The sequence below is a fragment of the Pseudoalteromonas sp. MB47 genome, assembly GCF_011319765.1.
GTDB lineage: Bacteria > Pseudomonadota > Gammaproteobacteria > Enterobacterales > Alteromonadaceae > Pseudoalteromonas > Pseudoalteromonas simplex.
In genome coordinates this window covers 393,672-406,773 of record NZ_VFBD01000026.1, presented here as the reverse complement: position 1 = coordinate 406,773, position 13,102 = coordinate 393,672, and the positions used below count along the sequence as shown (strand labels likewise).

The window sequence follows — 13,102 nt, the reverse complement described above, 5'->3', positions numbered from 1 at the left end:
ACATTTTTTCACAACTTTATGAATAACTTACACAAGTTTACATAATATTCACATGTAAGTTTGCCTTGTCTTGCAACCCTGCTACGCTAACTAATGGAAAAGAATTACTTTTACAAAATTAAACCATTCTTTTTGTAAAAACATAAATGAATTGCATCTAAAACTGTCAGCTAATCGTTATTAATAATAACAAAGGAAATCTATGGAAAACGATGAATTATTAACCCTATTAAGTGCTACAGCTAAAGGCGATAAAATTGCTTTTGGTCACTTATATCAGAAGACCAGCGCAACACTTTTCGCAATAAGTCTTAAGATGCTTGGCAATCGAGCGCACGCCGAGGAAGCTTTACAAGATGCTTTTGTTAAAGTTTGGCATAACGCAAGTGAATATCAATCATCTAAAGGCGCTGTTATGTCTTGGATGATCAGCATAGTTAGATATCGAAGCCTAGATATGATTCGCCATCACAAAGTGCGTAAGGAACAAACTCTTGTTGATGAAAATGATCATTTAGATGATTTACCTATTGATGTTAATTATGAAGACAACAGCAAATTGGTAGATTGTATCGAACAGCTTGATCCTCAGCAAAGACAGGCTATTCATTTAGCATACTATAGAGGTTTGACTCATCACGAATTAGTTGACCACATCGCGACACCGCTTGGAACAGTCAAAAGCTGGATCCGACGTGGTTTACAGCAACTACAAAGGTGCTTAACGCTATGAATTATGAAAATCAAACACTCATTGATATGTTAGCGGCTGAATATGTACTGGGGACATTACGTGGTTCAGCAAGAGATAGATTCACTCGGTTAATGCTAACTTCAACGCGGGCACGTGAAGCAACTTGGATGTGGGAACAACACTTGAACAACCTTGCAAGTTCAATAGAATCTGTGCCTCCAGATGAACATGTTTGGCAGAAAATTGTTAGCAGGATCGATCCTCAGGTAATACCTATAACAAGCAAGCCAAATAAATCTAAATCATCAATATTACAAGCTTGGTCACTCATCGCTACGGCTGCATGTATAGTGTTAGCTTTAATTATTTGGCAACCTCAGGAAATAACGAAAGTTAAATCAGAACAAATAGCCCTTTTTAAAAATGAGGCTGAACAACCCCTTTGGTTTATTGATGTAAAAGATGAAAACTTATCGATTCGAGCTGCAACAGCACTTGTTCCGCGCACTGATAAAGATTATGAGCTATGGATGATCTTAAAAGGTAAAGATGCGCCGGTTTCTTTAGGTTTACTTCCAAAATCGGGAACACTTGAATTACCAAAACACATAGACTTTGATGCGACAGAAATTTCACTACTCGCTATCAGTTTAGAACCTCTAGGAGGCTCGCCAAATGGCTCTCCAACCGAGGTACTTTTCACTACAGAACTCATTATTTTGTAAATTAAAAGCCGTGTTTAAACACGGCTTTTTACTTTTTTCTAAAAAACTTTAACTTTTTTGCATCCAATAAGATTGCCAGTACGTTACTAGCAATGACTTATTTTACAACTAAGGAAAAAGTCATGAACAAAGTAATACCATCTCTAATCACTATTGCAGTATGTAGTACCTTATTCACTTCTATTTCTGAAGCATCTAGCCACCGAGAAGCCCCTAATATTACGCGCTTTCCAACGTTAGATTCGACTGACTTTTATGCTTTTAATAGTTACGAAGAAGGTCGAGGTGACTACGTAACCTTTATTGCCAATTATATTCCTTTGCAAGATGCCTATGGCGGACCAAACTACTTTGCGATGGATCCAGACGCGACTTATAGCATCCATATTGATAACGATGGTGATGCTGTTGAAGATATGACATTCGCATTTAATTTTAAAAGTATGTTACCGAACAACAATATGGGAGTTGCTCTTACCGTCGGCCCCGAAGGTAATCAAAGAACAGTCGCAGTTCCTCTAAAAAATGTTGGTGGCGTTTCAGCAGGCAATAATGCTGCCGTTAATTTCAGTGAGTCATATACTGTGAGTGTAATTTCTGGCTCACAACGTTCCGGCACAAAAAGCATGCTGACAAACACCACCAATAGCAGCAACGATTTTTATAAACCTCTCGATTACATTGGTAATAAGACATTCTCTTCAATGGCTTCATACCAAGAGTACGCAAATCAATTTGTTTATAGTGTCGCACTGCCTGGATGTGATGGCATGGGCAAAGTGTTTGTAGGTCAAAGAAAAGACCCATTTGTTGTGAATCTAGGCAAAACATTTGATTTAGTTAATTACGTCCCTGTTGAAGGTGATAGTGCGCCAGGTGCAGGCGATGGTGGTGGATTCCCAGGCGGGATTACACAAACAGCTGATAATGATGACTTAGCTATGAAGAATGTCACTGCAATTGCTGTAGAAGTACCAAAAGCCTGTGTAATAGGTGAAGGGAATGGCACAATTGGTAGCTGGACAACTGCAAGTTTGCCCCAAGCACGCATTTTAAATCCTAATGCCGCATTTGCAAAAACTTCGGTAAATGGCGGTGCTTTAACGCAGGTTTCGCGTCTTGGTAACCCATTAGTGAACGAATTAGTAATTGGCCTTAAAGATAAAGACACATTTTCTACTTCAGCACCTGCCGATGATGGTCAATTTGCCGACTATGTTACCCACCCTTCTTTACCTGAATTATTAAATATTCTCTTTAAAGACGCTGTTAATACGACGTTGGGCACAGATATTGAAACATTGGCACCGACTAACTTCCCACGAAATGATTTAGTCACCGCATTTTTAACGGGTTTCCCTGGTGTAAATCAACTTGCTACAGTAACGCCATCTGAAATGCTGCGCTTAAACACAGCAATTGCCGCAACACCTCAAAATGAACAATCAGCATTTGGTGTCGCAGGTGATGATTTAGCTGGCTTTCCGAATGGCCGTCGCCCTGGTGATGATGTAGTTGATATCGCATTACGTGTTGTAATGGGCCGTTTATGTTATCCGATCCCTGTTAATGGCACAGACACTGATCTTGGTTTATGTACATCAGATGATGCAAGTGTTGGTAATGTACCTTTCACAGATGGTGCGCCTCTTGATGCAAGCATGATGGATAGCAGTTTCCCATACCTTGCTACCCCAATTGCTGGTTCTAAATAAACAGGAGAGTCATTATGTGTAAATTACAACTCTCAAGTATCACACTCATTGTATTGTCTAGCTTACTAGTCGCTTGTAACGATAGTGATAGTAAGAAAAATATGGATACTGAAGTCGTTAATTCAGCACCTAGCGCAGAAGATGCAATGGTAACCACTCAGACTGAAACCGTTATTAACGACATGCTCGAAGGCTCAGACCCTGATGGCGATACGTTAACGTTTAGTTTAGTGAGTGAGCCAAGTTTAGGTACTGTAAATGTAAATACGGATGGTAGCTATATTTATACGCCAAACCTAGAGACTGTCGGTTCTGATAGTTTTCAATTTGCAGTCAGTGATGGTGTGAATAGTCAGGTAACAGCAACAGTAAGTATCACGATAGAGACCTTACAAGTTGACTTTGCAACGCTTGGTCGGGCCGCATTTATTCAAGATGTAAATGATGAACCTCTTCGATTGAATGGTCGAGAATTTATTAATACAGGTTCTGAGGCAAATTTTGATGATCTATTAAACGGGAATTAGTTTTTAGCTTGGCCACGGATGGCTATTTCTGGAGCAATCATGAAATATCTTTTATACATAGCTTTCGTTTTTAGCACTTACACTCATGCGGATCCTTATATACCAAATGATAAAGATGTTATAGCCTTATCAAGCAAACCGAAAGAAACTGAATTCACTAAAGAACAACTAACCGCCTTATTTAATAAAAGCCAATTTGTTGGTCAAACAGAAACAAATCAAGGTATGTTAAAAAGCTATTTAGAAAAACAAATTACTCTAACCGAAGATCCCGATATACATTATTTTTATGCTCGCTTACTACAAAGAGAACATGAGTTTGAAGCAGCAATTAATATTCTTTCAGAAGTTATCTCACGCAAACCTGATCATACGAATGCTATTTTATTAAAAGCAAATTTACTGATGGTTAAAGGTCGATTTGAACAAGCACTTGCACAGTGTTTATCATTATTTGGTTTAGTTGGACTGGAAACTATTTCTACCTGCTCTCTCGATGTTAAGAGTCAAACAGGTGAACTTGAGCAAAGTTATCAAGCTTTACAAACCATTGTAAAAGAATCGTCAATGACTAGAAACACGCGTCATGTGCTCGCCGAGATGGCCTATAGGTTAGGCTATCCAGAACAAACGATAACTTACCTCAGTAACCTTGACCTAAAAACAGCCCCTGTCAGTTTAGTTGTTCTATGGGCTGACGCTCAGATGGCAAAGAAAAACCACCAGCTAGTATTATCAACGTTAGCACGTTTAACTGCTGAAAATACTAATTTGGAAGACGCTATATTATTACGCCTAGCGCAAGCTGAAAAAATTGAGAACCAATCAGATAAATGGCAAGAAAAAATGAGAAAGCGAGTGATACTAAGAGAGCGGCGTCAAGACACCTATCATGCCAGTGATTTAGCTTTGTATTACTTAACATTAGATAAAAATAATGTAAAAGCTAAATACTGGGCAGAAATGAACTGGCAACAAGCTAAATTAGACAGTGATAAAAAACTATTAGCACTCACTAACACTAGCAATTAAGGAATTATCATGAAAATCTTAGCAGCGGCTCTTTTATTTTTAATAGCATGTAGCTTTAAAACAAACGCCCATCAATTAAGTACAGCGTATCTTAACTTAACAAAAACCGAAAACGAGCAGTTAGTGTTAAAAGGGCAATGGCAAGTTGCTGTTATTGACTTAGAACATGTTATACCTTTTGACATTAACACAAATGATGTAATTACATGGCAAGAGATCAAGAGCCAAAAAGAGAGTATTTTAAAATACTTAGCTAAACATTTGGTTGTGAATCAGAATGACATAGGCTGTAAGCTGCATAATGAGGGGGATTTAAAAATCGACTCACATTTTAATGAATCATATATTGTCGTGCCTGTTCAAATAACATGCCCTACAACACAAGCATTCACCATAAACTACAGTGCGTTGTTTGAAGTTGATGCTAATCACAAGGCAATTGCTGACATTGCAAACTTTAGTAGAGTGTTCACGTTAAGTGAAAATAATCAATCATTTGATACCAATTTACCTAATTAGTACGTCGATTGATAGGTATGAAAACCCTATGCTACTAAGGCAAAATTTCGTTTTGTAAATCGATTTATTGCCATGAAATTTAGTTCGTAACTATCTAAAGCTTTAGTAAGCGCTAGTAGATGCGCTTTATTCAAAAGGTAGTAACAAGGTTTTCATTGTTGGGCGAAGTGCTTTAAGTAATTCATTAATATCTAGATCTGGGTTCAGCATTTTGCGTAGTAAAAGCCCCCCCATCACAGAAAACATCACTTCAATACGAGCATTCACTTCTTCAAGTGCCGTTCCTTGTAACGGCCCTCTTTCACCCACTAATAATTCGCGCATTGAATCACGGGCGTGGCTATCTGACTCACGCAGTAAGTTAGCGACTTTTTCATTACGTGCTGCCTCGGCAAGCATTTCTAAATCAAGCGCACCTTGATTTAAATCGGTATGGCGTTCAACGCCTCGGTCAAGACCATCTAGCAGAACAGTGACACGATCGCCGGGTTTATCAGCAAACTCCTTAAAGATTGAGAACATTTCTTCCATATCACGTTCAACAATCGATTCTATAATTGCTTCTTTACTGGCGAAGTAATTATAGATATGGCCAGCACTCATACCCGCAGTCTTCGAGATTTCCGCCATTCCCGCGCCATGATAGCCTTTACGTCGAAAACAATCTGCCGCGGCACAAAGCACTTGATTACGTCTTGCCTCGGCAAGCGCAGGGTCATTGTGTCTTTTTGTTTTTTGCGTCATGGTTTCTCCAAGCTTTACTGACTATGGTTAACTTTAATTTAAATAAGGTTTACAGGATCTTAATCTTAGAGGAGAGTCAAAACAACTAAGATCCTGCAAAACCTTAAATAAATTATGCTTTTGCTGATTTATTGCACAGTATTTTGTGCATTCCAGCCGCCGCCCAGTGCTTTATACAAATTAATTTGGCTCGCCAAATACGCTTGCTTACCCAAAATTAACTGTTGTCCTGCACTGTACCAATTTCGTTGTGCATCCAATACTTGCAAGTAGCTGTCTGCGCCTTTTTGAAAACGCGCATCCGATAAAGTAAAAGATAGCTCATTACTTTGGTACAAATCATTCAGGGCATCTAGCTGGTGCATATAACCTTCACGGTCAGCAAGGGCATCAGAGACTTCTTTAAATGCCTGTTGAATGGTTTGCTCGTAACTGGTTATTGCCATTTCTTGCTGTGCTTTTGCAACATCGAGATTAGCTTGATTGCGACCCATATTAAAAATAGGCAAGTTTACTGAAGGTACAAAACTCCAAGTACCTGAACCTGAATCAAAAAGATTACTCAAGTCAGCAGAAGCTGTACCCGCATTCGCGGTTAAACTGATGCTTGGATAGAATGCCGCTTTTGCCACACCAATATTTGCATTGGCTGCCAATAAATCATGCTCTGCAGCTTTGATATCAGGTCGCTGAGTAAGAAGCTCTGACGGTAACCCTACTGGCACATCCGGTAAACTCAGTACATCATCAATATTTTGTGATGGTAATAAATCCGCAGTCACGGTTTTACCCACTAAAAAGTCGAGGGCATTTTTATCGCGCTTTAATAAACGCTGATAGTTTGCGATATCAACTTTCGCGGTTGCTACTGTGCTTTCAAGTTGCGATAGCGTTAACTGAGAGGCAGCACCTAGAGCAAATGTTTTACGGGTTAGCTCTAAAGACTCCTGCTGAGACTTTAAAGTCTCGTTTGCTAAAGCCAATAGCTCTTTGTCAGTCGCATAGTTAAGCCATGCATTCACTAATTCAGAAATCAAACTAATGCGTACACTGGTTAAACTGTATTCTGCAGAATACAGGTTTTGCAAAGCTTGCTCTGATTGGTTGCGGACTTTGCCCCAAAGATCAATCTCATAAGCGGTTAGGCCTACAGTTGCTGAATAGTTTTCAGAGATAGTAGCTTGACCAGTACCAGATAAATCTGCTGGAAGACGCTGACGAGTACCCGATGCATTGAGATCAATGCTTGGGTAAAGTGCAGAATCTTCAATCTGATACATTGCTCTAACCTGCTGCACATTCAGTGCAGCAGTTTTAATATCTTTGTTGTTTTCAAGCGTTAGCGCAATCAACTGTTGAAGTTGCGCATTACTGAAAAATGACTGCCAATTGAGCGCATTTATATCGCCCGCTGTACCTTGGATATCATAGTTTTGAGCAACAGGTAATTCACGTTGCTCCATATCTGGCGCCATATTACAGGCAGATAACATAAGTGCAGCAACAGACACTGAGATAAGTTTAGCTTTCATTATGCCTGCTCCTCATTAGTTGATTTTGTTTTGCCTGGGAATACTCGGCGCACCAGTACAAAGAACAGCGGCACAAAGATTACCACAATGGTCGATGACGCAAGCGTACCGCCAATAACAGCAATACCGAGTGCGTTTTGTGCACCTGAGCCTGCACTTGATGCAATTGCCAGTGGTAGTACACCACACACAAATGCCATTGATGTCATAAAGATTGGACGTAAACGAAGGCGAATAGCTGCTACCGCGGCATCGACAAGTTTCATACCTTCATCCATTTTATGAATAGCAAACTCTACAATTAAGATGGCATTTTTTGATGCCAAACCTATGGTGGTTAATAGACCCACTTGTAGATAAATATCGTTTGATAAATTAAATACAAATGACGCAATCGACGCACCAAATACACCAAGCGGTACAATGAGCATAACCGCTGCAGGAACTGACCAGCTCTCATATAACGCCGCTAAACATAGGAATACAACCAATAATGAAAGTGCATAAAGTAATGGCGCTTGTCCACCACTTAAACGTTCTTCATATGAAATACCTGTCCATTCGAACGATACACCCGGTGGTAACTTCTTAACCATTTTCTCAACTTCAGCCATCGCTTGACCCGTACTGTAACCCGGTGCAGCAGCACCTTGGATTTCCATCGCTGAGAAGCCGTTATAACGCTCAAGACGCGGTGAGCCATAAGTCCAATAAGAATGAGCAAAGGCAGTAAATGGCACCATGTCACCATTATTGTTACGTACATACCACTCATCTAGGTCTTCTGGCACCATGCGTGATTCTGGCGTACCTTGTAAGTACACTTTTTTCACACGACCACGGTCAATAAAGTCATTTACATAGCTACTACCCCAAGCCGTTGATAACGTATTATTGATATCTGCTTGCGTTAGGCCTAATGCTTCGGCTTTTGCTAAATCAATATCAAGCTCAAGCTCTGGCTTATCTTCTTGGCCATTCGGGCGCACACCTGATAACACCGGGTTTTGTGCAGCCATACCTAAAAACATGTTGCGTGCTTCAAGTAGTTTTTCGTGACCTAGACCAACCCTATCTTGTAAGAACAAGGTGAAACCGTTTGCAGTACCAAGCTCAACAACCGCTGGAGGTGGGAAAGCAAATACGAACGCTTCTTTAATCGTTGAGAAGTACCCCATGGCTTTACCTGCAACCGCACCGACGGTTAGATCAGGACGCTGACGCTCATCCCAGTGTTTTAAACCCACAAAGCCGATTGCCGCGTTTTGACCAGAACCTGCAAAGCTAAAGCCTGTTACCGTAAAGATAGATTTAACCGCTTCTGATTGTTCTTCTAAGAAGTGATGTTCCATCTTTTCAACAACTTTTAACGTTTGCTCTGTTGTCGCACCGGCAGGTAAGCTGACTTGGTTAAACAAAATACCTTGGTCTTCATCTGGTAAGAATGCCGATGGTAATTGTGAGAAAATAAACACCATGCCACCCACGATTAAACCATAAATAAGTAAGTAGCGTTTACTGTGCTTGATCATGCGAGACACAAAACCTTGTGTACCCGAGTTCGTTCTGTCAAAACCACGATTAAAGCCAAGGAAGAAACGACCAAATAAAGATTTATCGTTATGTACATGACTTGGTTTTAGCATTGTCGCACACAAAGCGGGCGTTAAAATCAATGCAACCAACACTGATAAACTCATCGCAGTTACCAAAGTAATTGAGAACTGGCGATAAATAACCCCTGTTGAGCCTGGGAAGAACGCCATAGGCACGAATACTGCCGAGAGCACCATCGCAATACCAACAAGGGCACCTTTGATTTCATCCATTGATTTACGTGTAGCCTCAAGAGGAGATAAGTTCTCTTCTGTCATTACACGTTCAACGTTTTCAACGACGACGATTGCATCATCTACCAGTAGACCGATTGCAAGTACCATCGCAAACATGGTTAGGGTATTAATTGAGAAGCCAAACACTTGCAAGATAGCAAACGTACCAAGCAATACAACAGGTACTGCAATAGTCGGAATAAGTGTTGCTCTGAAGTTCTGTAAGAATAAGTACATGACCAAGAACACCAGCACAACAGCTTCGATTAGAGTGCTTACTACTTTCTCAATTGAAAGTGATACGAATGGCGTCGTATCGTAAGGAACAACCGTTGTTAAACTTTCAGGGAAGAAAGGCTCAAGTTCAGCAAGAGCGGCTTTTACGCCATCTGCTGTATCAAGTGCATTAGCACCACTGGCAAGCTTAACACCTAAACCTGATGCCGGTTTGCCGTTAAAACGCGCAACAACACCGTAGTTTTCACCACCTAATTCAACATCAGCAACGTCACTTAAACGAACAACTGAACCATCAGCATTGGTTTTTACAAAAATATTTCTAAATTGCTCAGGCGTTTGTAAGCGGCTTTGTGCAGTCACCGTTGCATTTAATTGCTGGCCACTCACCGCTGGCAATGCACCTAGTTGACCTGCTGAAACCTGCGCATTTTGAGCACTGATTGCAGCACTAATATCAGCAGGAGTTAATGAGTACTTCAGTAATTTAGCTGGGTCTAACCAAATACGCATTGCATATTGAGAACCAAACAGCTGTACTTCACCGACACCGTTTACACGCGAAATAATATCAAGCACGTTTGATGAAACATAATCACCGATATCGATGTTGTTCATACTACCGTCTTCAGATACAAAGCCTACAACCATTAAGAAGTTACGAGCCGATTTTGCAACCGATACACCTTGACGCTGTACTTCTTCTGGTAATAACGGTGTTGCAAGCGACAATTTGTTTTGTACTTGAACCTGTGCGATATCAGGGTCTGTATCTGCACTAAAGGTTAAGGTTAACGTCGCTGAGCCGTTAGACTCAGAGGTTGAAGACATGTAGAGCAAGCCATCTAGCCCTTTCATTTTTTGTTCAATAACCTGTGTAACCGTATCTTCTAGAGTACGGGCCGACGCACCAGGGTATGTGGCTTGAATACTAATTGCAGGTGGTGCAATTGATGGATACTGCGCAACCGGCAAACTTCTAATTGCTAAGATACCTGCCAGCATCACAACGATAGCAAGCACCCATGCAAATATGGGCCGATCAATAAAAAATCGTGACATTAAGTTTCTCCGTTACTGGCTGTTAGCTGCTGATTCTGCAGGCATTGCATTGACTGGTGCACCTGGGCGGATTTTCTGTAAACCTTCAACAATTAACTTATCGCCACTGTTTAGGCCGTCTGTCACTAACCAATTTGAGCCAACAGTACGATCAGTTTTAAGCACACGTGCTTCTACGGTATTGTCTTTACTTACAACCATGGCAGTAGGTTCACCTTTGGTGTTTCTGCTTACGCCACGCTGTGGTGCTAAAATCGCATCACTTTTAACACCTTCAACAATCACTGCACGAACATACATACCAGGCAGCAGTAATTTTTCAGGGTTAGGAAATTCAGCACGTAAGGTTACTGAGCCTGTGCTTGGATCAACAGTCACTTCAGAGAATTGCAATGTACCTTTATGTTGATAAGTACTACCGTCTTCCATCTTTAATTCAACTTTTGAATGTAAAGCGGCATCTTTATCAAGCTCACCCGCAGCAATGGCTTTTTTCAAACGTGTTAGTTCACTGCTTGATTGGGTTAAATCAACATAAATTGGGTCTAATTGAGTAATGGTTGCTAATGCTGTTGCTTGATTAGCACTCACAAGGGCACCGGCAGTAACATCTGATTTACCAATTTGGCCACTAATTGGCGCTAACACTTTGCTGTAGTTTAAATTGATTTCAGCGGTTTTAAGCTGCGCTTGAGCCGTTAGTAAATCAGCTTTTGCACCTTTGTATGCTGCATCAGCTTCGTCGTAATCTTGTTGGCTTACAGCTTTGATACTTAATAGCTCTTTATAGCGTTCTGCTTTTGCCTTGGCATTAGCAATACTGGCTTGAGCTTTAGTAATAGCGGCTTTACTAGTTGCTACTTCAGCTTCAAATGTGGATGGGTCAATCTGATATAAAGCTTGGCCTTTTTCAACCTCAGCACCTTCAACGAACATACGTGATTGAATAATACCGTTAACCTGCGGACGAATTTGCGCAATACGTGAAGCAGCCACACGACCTGGCAATTCTTTAGTTAGCGTAAGTGGTTTGCTTTGCATCTCAATAACGCCAACAGGAACAGCTTGCGCTGCCTGCGTTTGCCCTTGAGCCGATTCTGATTGGCCGCAGCCTGATAATAAAACAGCACCAGCCAAAGCTGACACTGCAAAAAATGGAATGCGAGAGCGCTGCATGTGTAGTTCCTTAGTTTAGAGTGAACGATCATTCTAAACCAAAAAAGGCACAGATCAACCATCTTTAAAGAACTTTACATTAAATAAAATGCTTGCTTTAACGCATGAATTTTGTGCAATACATAAATTGCGCATTGAATTATTACGAACGTAACTGAGAAAGTTGTTTTAAAACTATTAGTTATGCGAATTGAAGTTATATCAATTCGCAGATTATTCGCCTAAACACATGCCCATTGCGCGGGCACTTGTTATTAAAGGATGTTCTAGAGGGATGACACGATATTCAGAAGTTGCTTCTTTTAAACTAATTGGTTTAATTTCACCGTCTTTACTGACAGGAATAAAACCAAACTGGCCTCTCTTAACAAGTTCGAATGCTTGCACCCCAAACTCTGCTGCAAGCACCCTATCAAACGCATTAGGTGTGCCACCACGTTGAATATGCCCTAATACGGTTACTCTTACATCAAGGTCAAGCGCTACACGTATTTGTGAAGCAAGCTGCTCAGCAATACCACCTAGTACAGGGTTTTCGTAACCGAGTTCATTTGATTGTTTACTAACAACACCACCAGCAACAGGTTTAGCTCCTTCTGAAATGACAATATTGGCAAATCCGTGGCCTTTATCAAAACGTGATGTTAGTTTGGCTTTAATCGCTTCAATATCGTAAGGAATTTCTGGAATAAGTGCGACTTCTGCGCCAGCTGCAATGGCTGAATGCAAACAAATCCAGCCTGCATCGCGCCCCATTACTTCTGTTACAATCACCCGATTATGACTTTGCGCTGTTGGTATTAATCGATCAATGGCTGCGGTAGCTGTGTCGACAGCAGTCTGAAAACCAATTGTGTAATCAGTGCCATATAAATCATTATCAATGGTTTTTGGTACGCCTACGATATTTAAGCCATGCTCAAATAAATGCTGAGATACCCTATGCGAACCATCACCACCAATATTTATAACGGCATCAAACCCAAGTTGCTTAATAATACTGATTAACTCATCAGAGCGGTCAATAAACACTTGTTCGCCTGCTATTTCAGCAGGAAAAGCGGTTGGATTCCCTTTATTAACAGTTTCGAGAATTGTTCCACCACGAACATGAATACCCGCCACCACTTCACTAGTTAAGTGTATAATATCATTTGGCTTTTCAAGCACACCACAGTAAGCTCTTCGGCTACCATACACCTGCCAATTGCCATCATGTTCGGCTGCTTTAACCACCGCTCTGATCACCCCATTAAGCCCAGGGCAATCACCCCCACTTGTTAATAGCAGTAATTTTTTCATTGTGT

At 40.8% G+C, this 13,102-nt stretch carries 11 protein-coding genes; 6 read left to right on the top strand and 5 right to left on the bottom strand.

Annotated elements, in window-relative coordinates; genetic code table 11:
• Positions 1-202 precede the first annotated feature (202 nt).
• The 6 genes from IMPJCBKJ_RS15725 to IMPJCBKJ_RS15700 all read left to right on the top strand — a co-directional run bounded on the left by IMPJCBKJ_RS15725 (position 203) and on the right by IMPJCBKJ_RS15700 (position 5,212).
• Positions 203-733, top strand: a complete 531-nt coding sequence (locus tag IMPJCBKJ_RS15725) for a sigma-70 family RNA polymerase sigma factor (protein WP_138599809.1) — start codon at positions 203-205, stop codon at positions 731-733.
• A complete protein-coding gene (locus IMPJCBKJ_RS15720; RefSeq protein WP_166340963.1) occupies positions 730-1,419 on the top strand; it encodes an anti-sigma factor in 690 nt (229 codons plus the stop codon). The genes IMPJCBKJ_RS15725 and IMPJCBKJ_RS15720 overlap by 4 nt, the downstream gene beginning before the upstream one ends.
• Positions 1,420-1,541: 122 nt before the next feature.
• Complete coding sequence (locus tag IMPJCBKJ_RS15715) at positions 1,542-3,134, top strand: DUF4331 domain-containing protein (RefSeq protein WP_054552181.1); 1,593 nt, start codon at positions 1,542-1,544, stop codon at positions 3,132-3,134.
• Between the two features lie 14 nt (positions 3,135-3,148).
• Positions 3,149-3,661, top strand: coding sequence for an Ig-like domain-containing protein (locus tag IMPJCBKJ_RS15710; RefSeq protein ID WP_138617319.1), 513 nt, complete (start codon positions 3,149-3,151; stop codon positions 3,659-3,661).
• A 39-nt stretch (positions 3,662-3,700) separates the two neighbouring features.
• Positions 3,701-4,693, top strand: a complete 993-nt coding sequence (locus IMPJCBKJ_RS15705) for a tetratricopeptide repeat protein (RefSeq protein WP_166340961.1) — start codon at positions 3,701-3,703, stop codon at positions 4,691-4,693.
• 9 nt (positions 4,694-4,702) lie between these two features.
• Positions 4,703-5,212 (top strand): hypothetical protein, encoded by a 510-nt coding sequence (locus IMPJCBKJ_RS15700; RefSeq protein WP_166340959.1) that lies wholly within the window; start codon positions 4,703-4,705, stop codon positions 5,210-5,212.
• Positions 5,213-5,338: 126 nt separating this feature from the next.
• On the opposite strand, the gene IMPJCBKJ_RS15695 is transcribed toward IMPJCBKJ_RS15700, so the two are convergent.
• The 5 genes from IMPJCBKJ_RS15695 to IMPJCBKJ_RS15675 all read right to left on the bottom strand — a co-directional run bounded on the left by IMPJCBKJ_RS15695 (position 5,339) and on the right by IMPJCBKJ_RS15675 (position 13,097).
• On the bottom strand, positions 5,339-5,956 hold the full coding sequence (locus tag IMPJCBKJ_RS15695; protein WP_166340957.1) for a TetR/AcrR family transcriptional regulator: 618 nt from the start codon (positions 5,954-5,956) through the stop codon (positions 5,339-5,341).
• Between the two features lie 128 nt (positions 5,957-6,084).
• Positions 6,085-7,488, bottom strand: a complete 1,404-nt coding sequence (locus IMPJCBKJ_RS15690) for an efflux transporter outer membrane subunit (RefSeq protein ID WP_166340955.1) — start codon at positions 7,486-7,488, stop codon at positions 6,085-6,087.
• Positions 7,488-10,619, bottom strand: coding sequence for an efflux RND transporter permease subunit (locus IMPJCBKJ_RS15685; RefSeq protein ID WP_166340953.1), 3,132 nt, complete (start codon positions 10,617-10,619; stop codon positions 7,488-7,490). The genes IMPJCBKJ_RS15690 and IMPJCBKJ_RS15685 overlap by 1 nt, the downstream gene beginning before the upstream one ends.
• Positions 10,620-10,631: 12 nt before the next feature.
• A complete protein-coding gene (locus tag IMPJCBKJ_RS15680; RefSeq protein ID WP_062565506.1) occupies positions 10,632-11,795 on the bottom strand; it encodes an efflux RND transporter periplasmic adaptor subunit in 1,164 nt (387 codons plus the stop codon).
• A gap of 213 nt (positions 11,796-12,008) precedes the next feature.
• Positions 12,009-13,097 carry an ATP-dependent 6-phosphofructokinase gene (locus IMPJCBKJ_RS15675; RefSeq protein ID WP_166340951.1) on the bottom strand — a complete coding sequence of 363 codons (1,089 nt, stop codon included), beginning with the start codon at positions 13,095-13,097 and terminating at the stop codon, positions 12,009-12,011.
• Positions 13,098-13,102: the final 5 nt, after the last annotated feature.

What these genes read in the sequence shown, in the direction of transcription:
- IMPJCBKJ_RS15690 (WP_166340955.1), bottom strand. Translation starts at nt 7,488, where the DNA reads ATGAAAGCTAAACTTATCTCAGTGTCTGTTGCTGCACTTATGTTATCT.
- IMPJCBKJ_RS15680 (WP_062565506.1), bottom strand. Translation starts at nt 11,795, where the DNA reads ATGCAGCGCTCTCGCATTCCATTTTTTGCAGTGTCAGCTTTGGCTGGT.
- IMPJCBKJ_RS15725 (WP_138599809.1), top strand. Translation starts at nt 203, where the DNA reads ATGGAAAACGATGAATTATTAACCCTATTAAGTGCTACAGCTAAAGGC.
- IMPJCBKJ_RS15710 (WP_138617319.1), top strand. Translation starts at nt 3,149, where the DNA reads ATGTGTAAATTACAACTCTCAAGTATCACACTCATTGTATTGTCTAGC.
- IMPJCBKJ_RS15675 (WP_166340951.1), bottom strand. Translation starts at nt 13,097, where the DNA reads ATGAAAAAATTACTGCTATTAACAAGTGGGGGTGATTGCCCTGGGCTT.
- IMPJCBKJ_RS15685 (WP_166340953.1), bottom strand. Translation starts at nt 10,619, where the DNA reads ATGTCACGATTTTTTATTGATCGGCCCATATTTGCATGGGTGCTTGCT.
- IMPJCBKJ_RS15700 (WP_166340959.1), top strand. Translation starts at nt 4,703, where the DNA reads ATGAAAATCTTAGCAGCGGCTCTTTTATTTTTAATAGCATGTAGCTTT.
- IMPJCBKJ_RS15720 (WP_166340963.1), top strand. Translation starts at nt 730, where the DNA reads ATGAATTATGAAAATCAAACACTCATTGATATGTTAGCGGCTGAATAT.
- IMPJCBKJ_RS15705 (WP_166340961.1), top strand. Translation starts at nt 3,701, where the DNA reads ATGAAATATCTTTTATACATAGCTTTCGTTTTTAGCACTTACACTCAT.
- IMPJCBKJ_RS15715 (WP_054552181.1), top strand. Translation starts at nt 1,542, where the DNA reads ATGAACAAAGTAATACCATCTCTAATCACTATTGCAGTATGTAGTACC.
- IMPJCBKJ_RS15695 (WP_166340957.1), bottom strand. Translation starts at nt 5,956, where the DNA reads ATGACGCAAAAAACAAAAAGACACAATGACCCTGCGCTTGCCGAGGCA.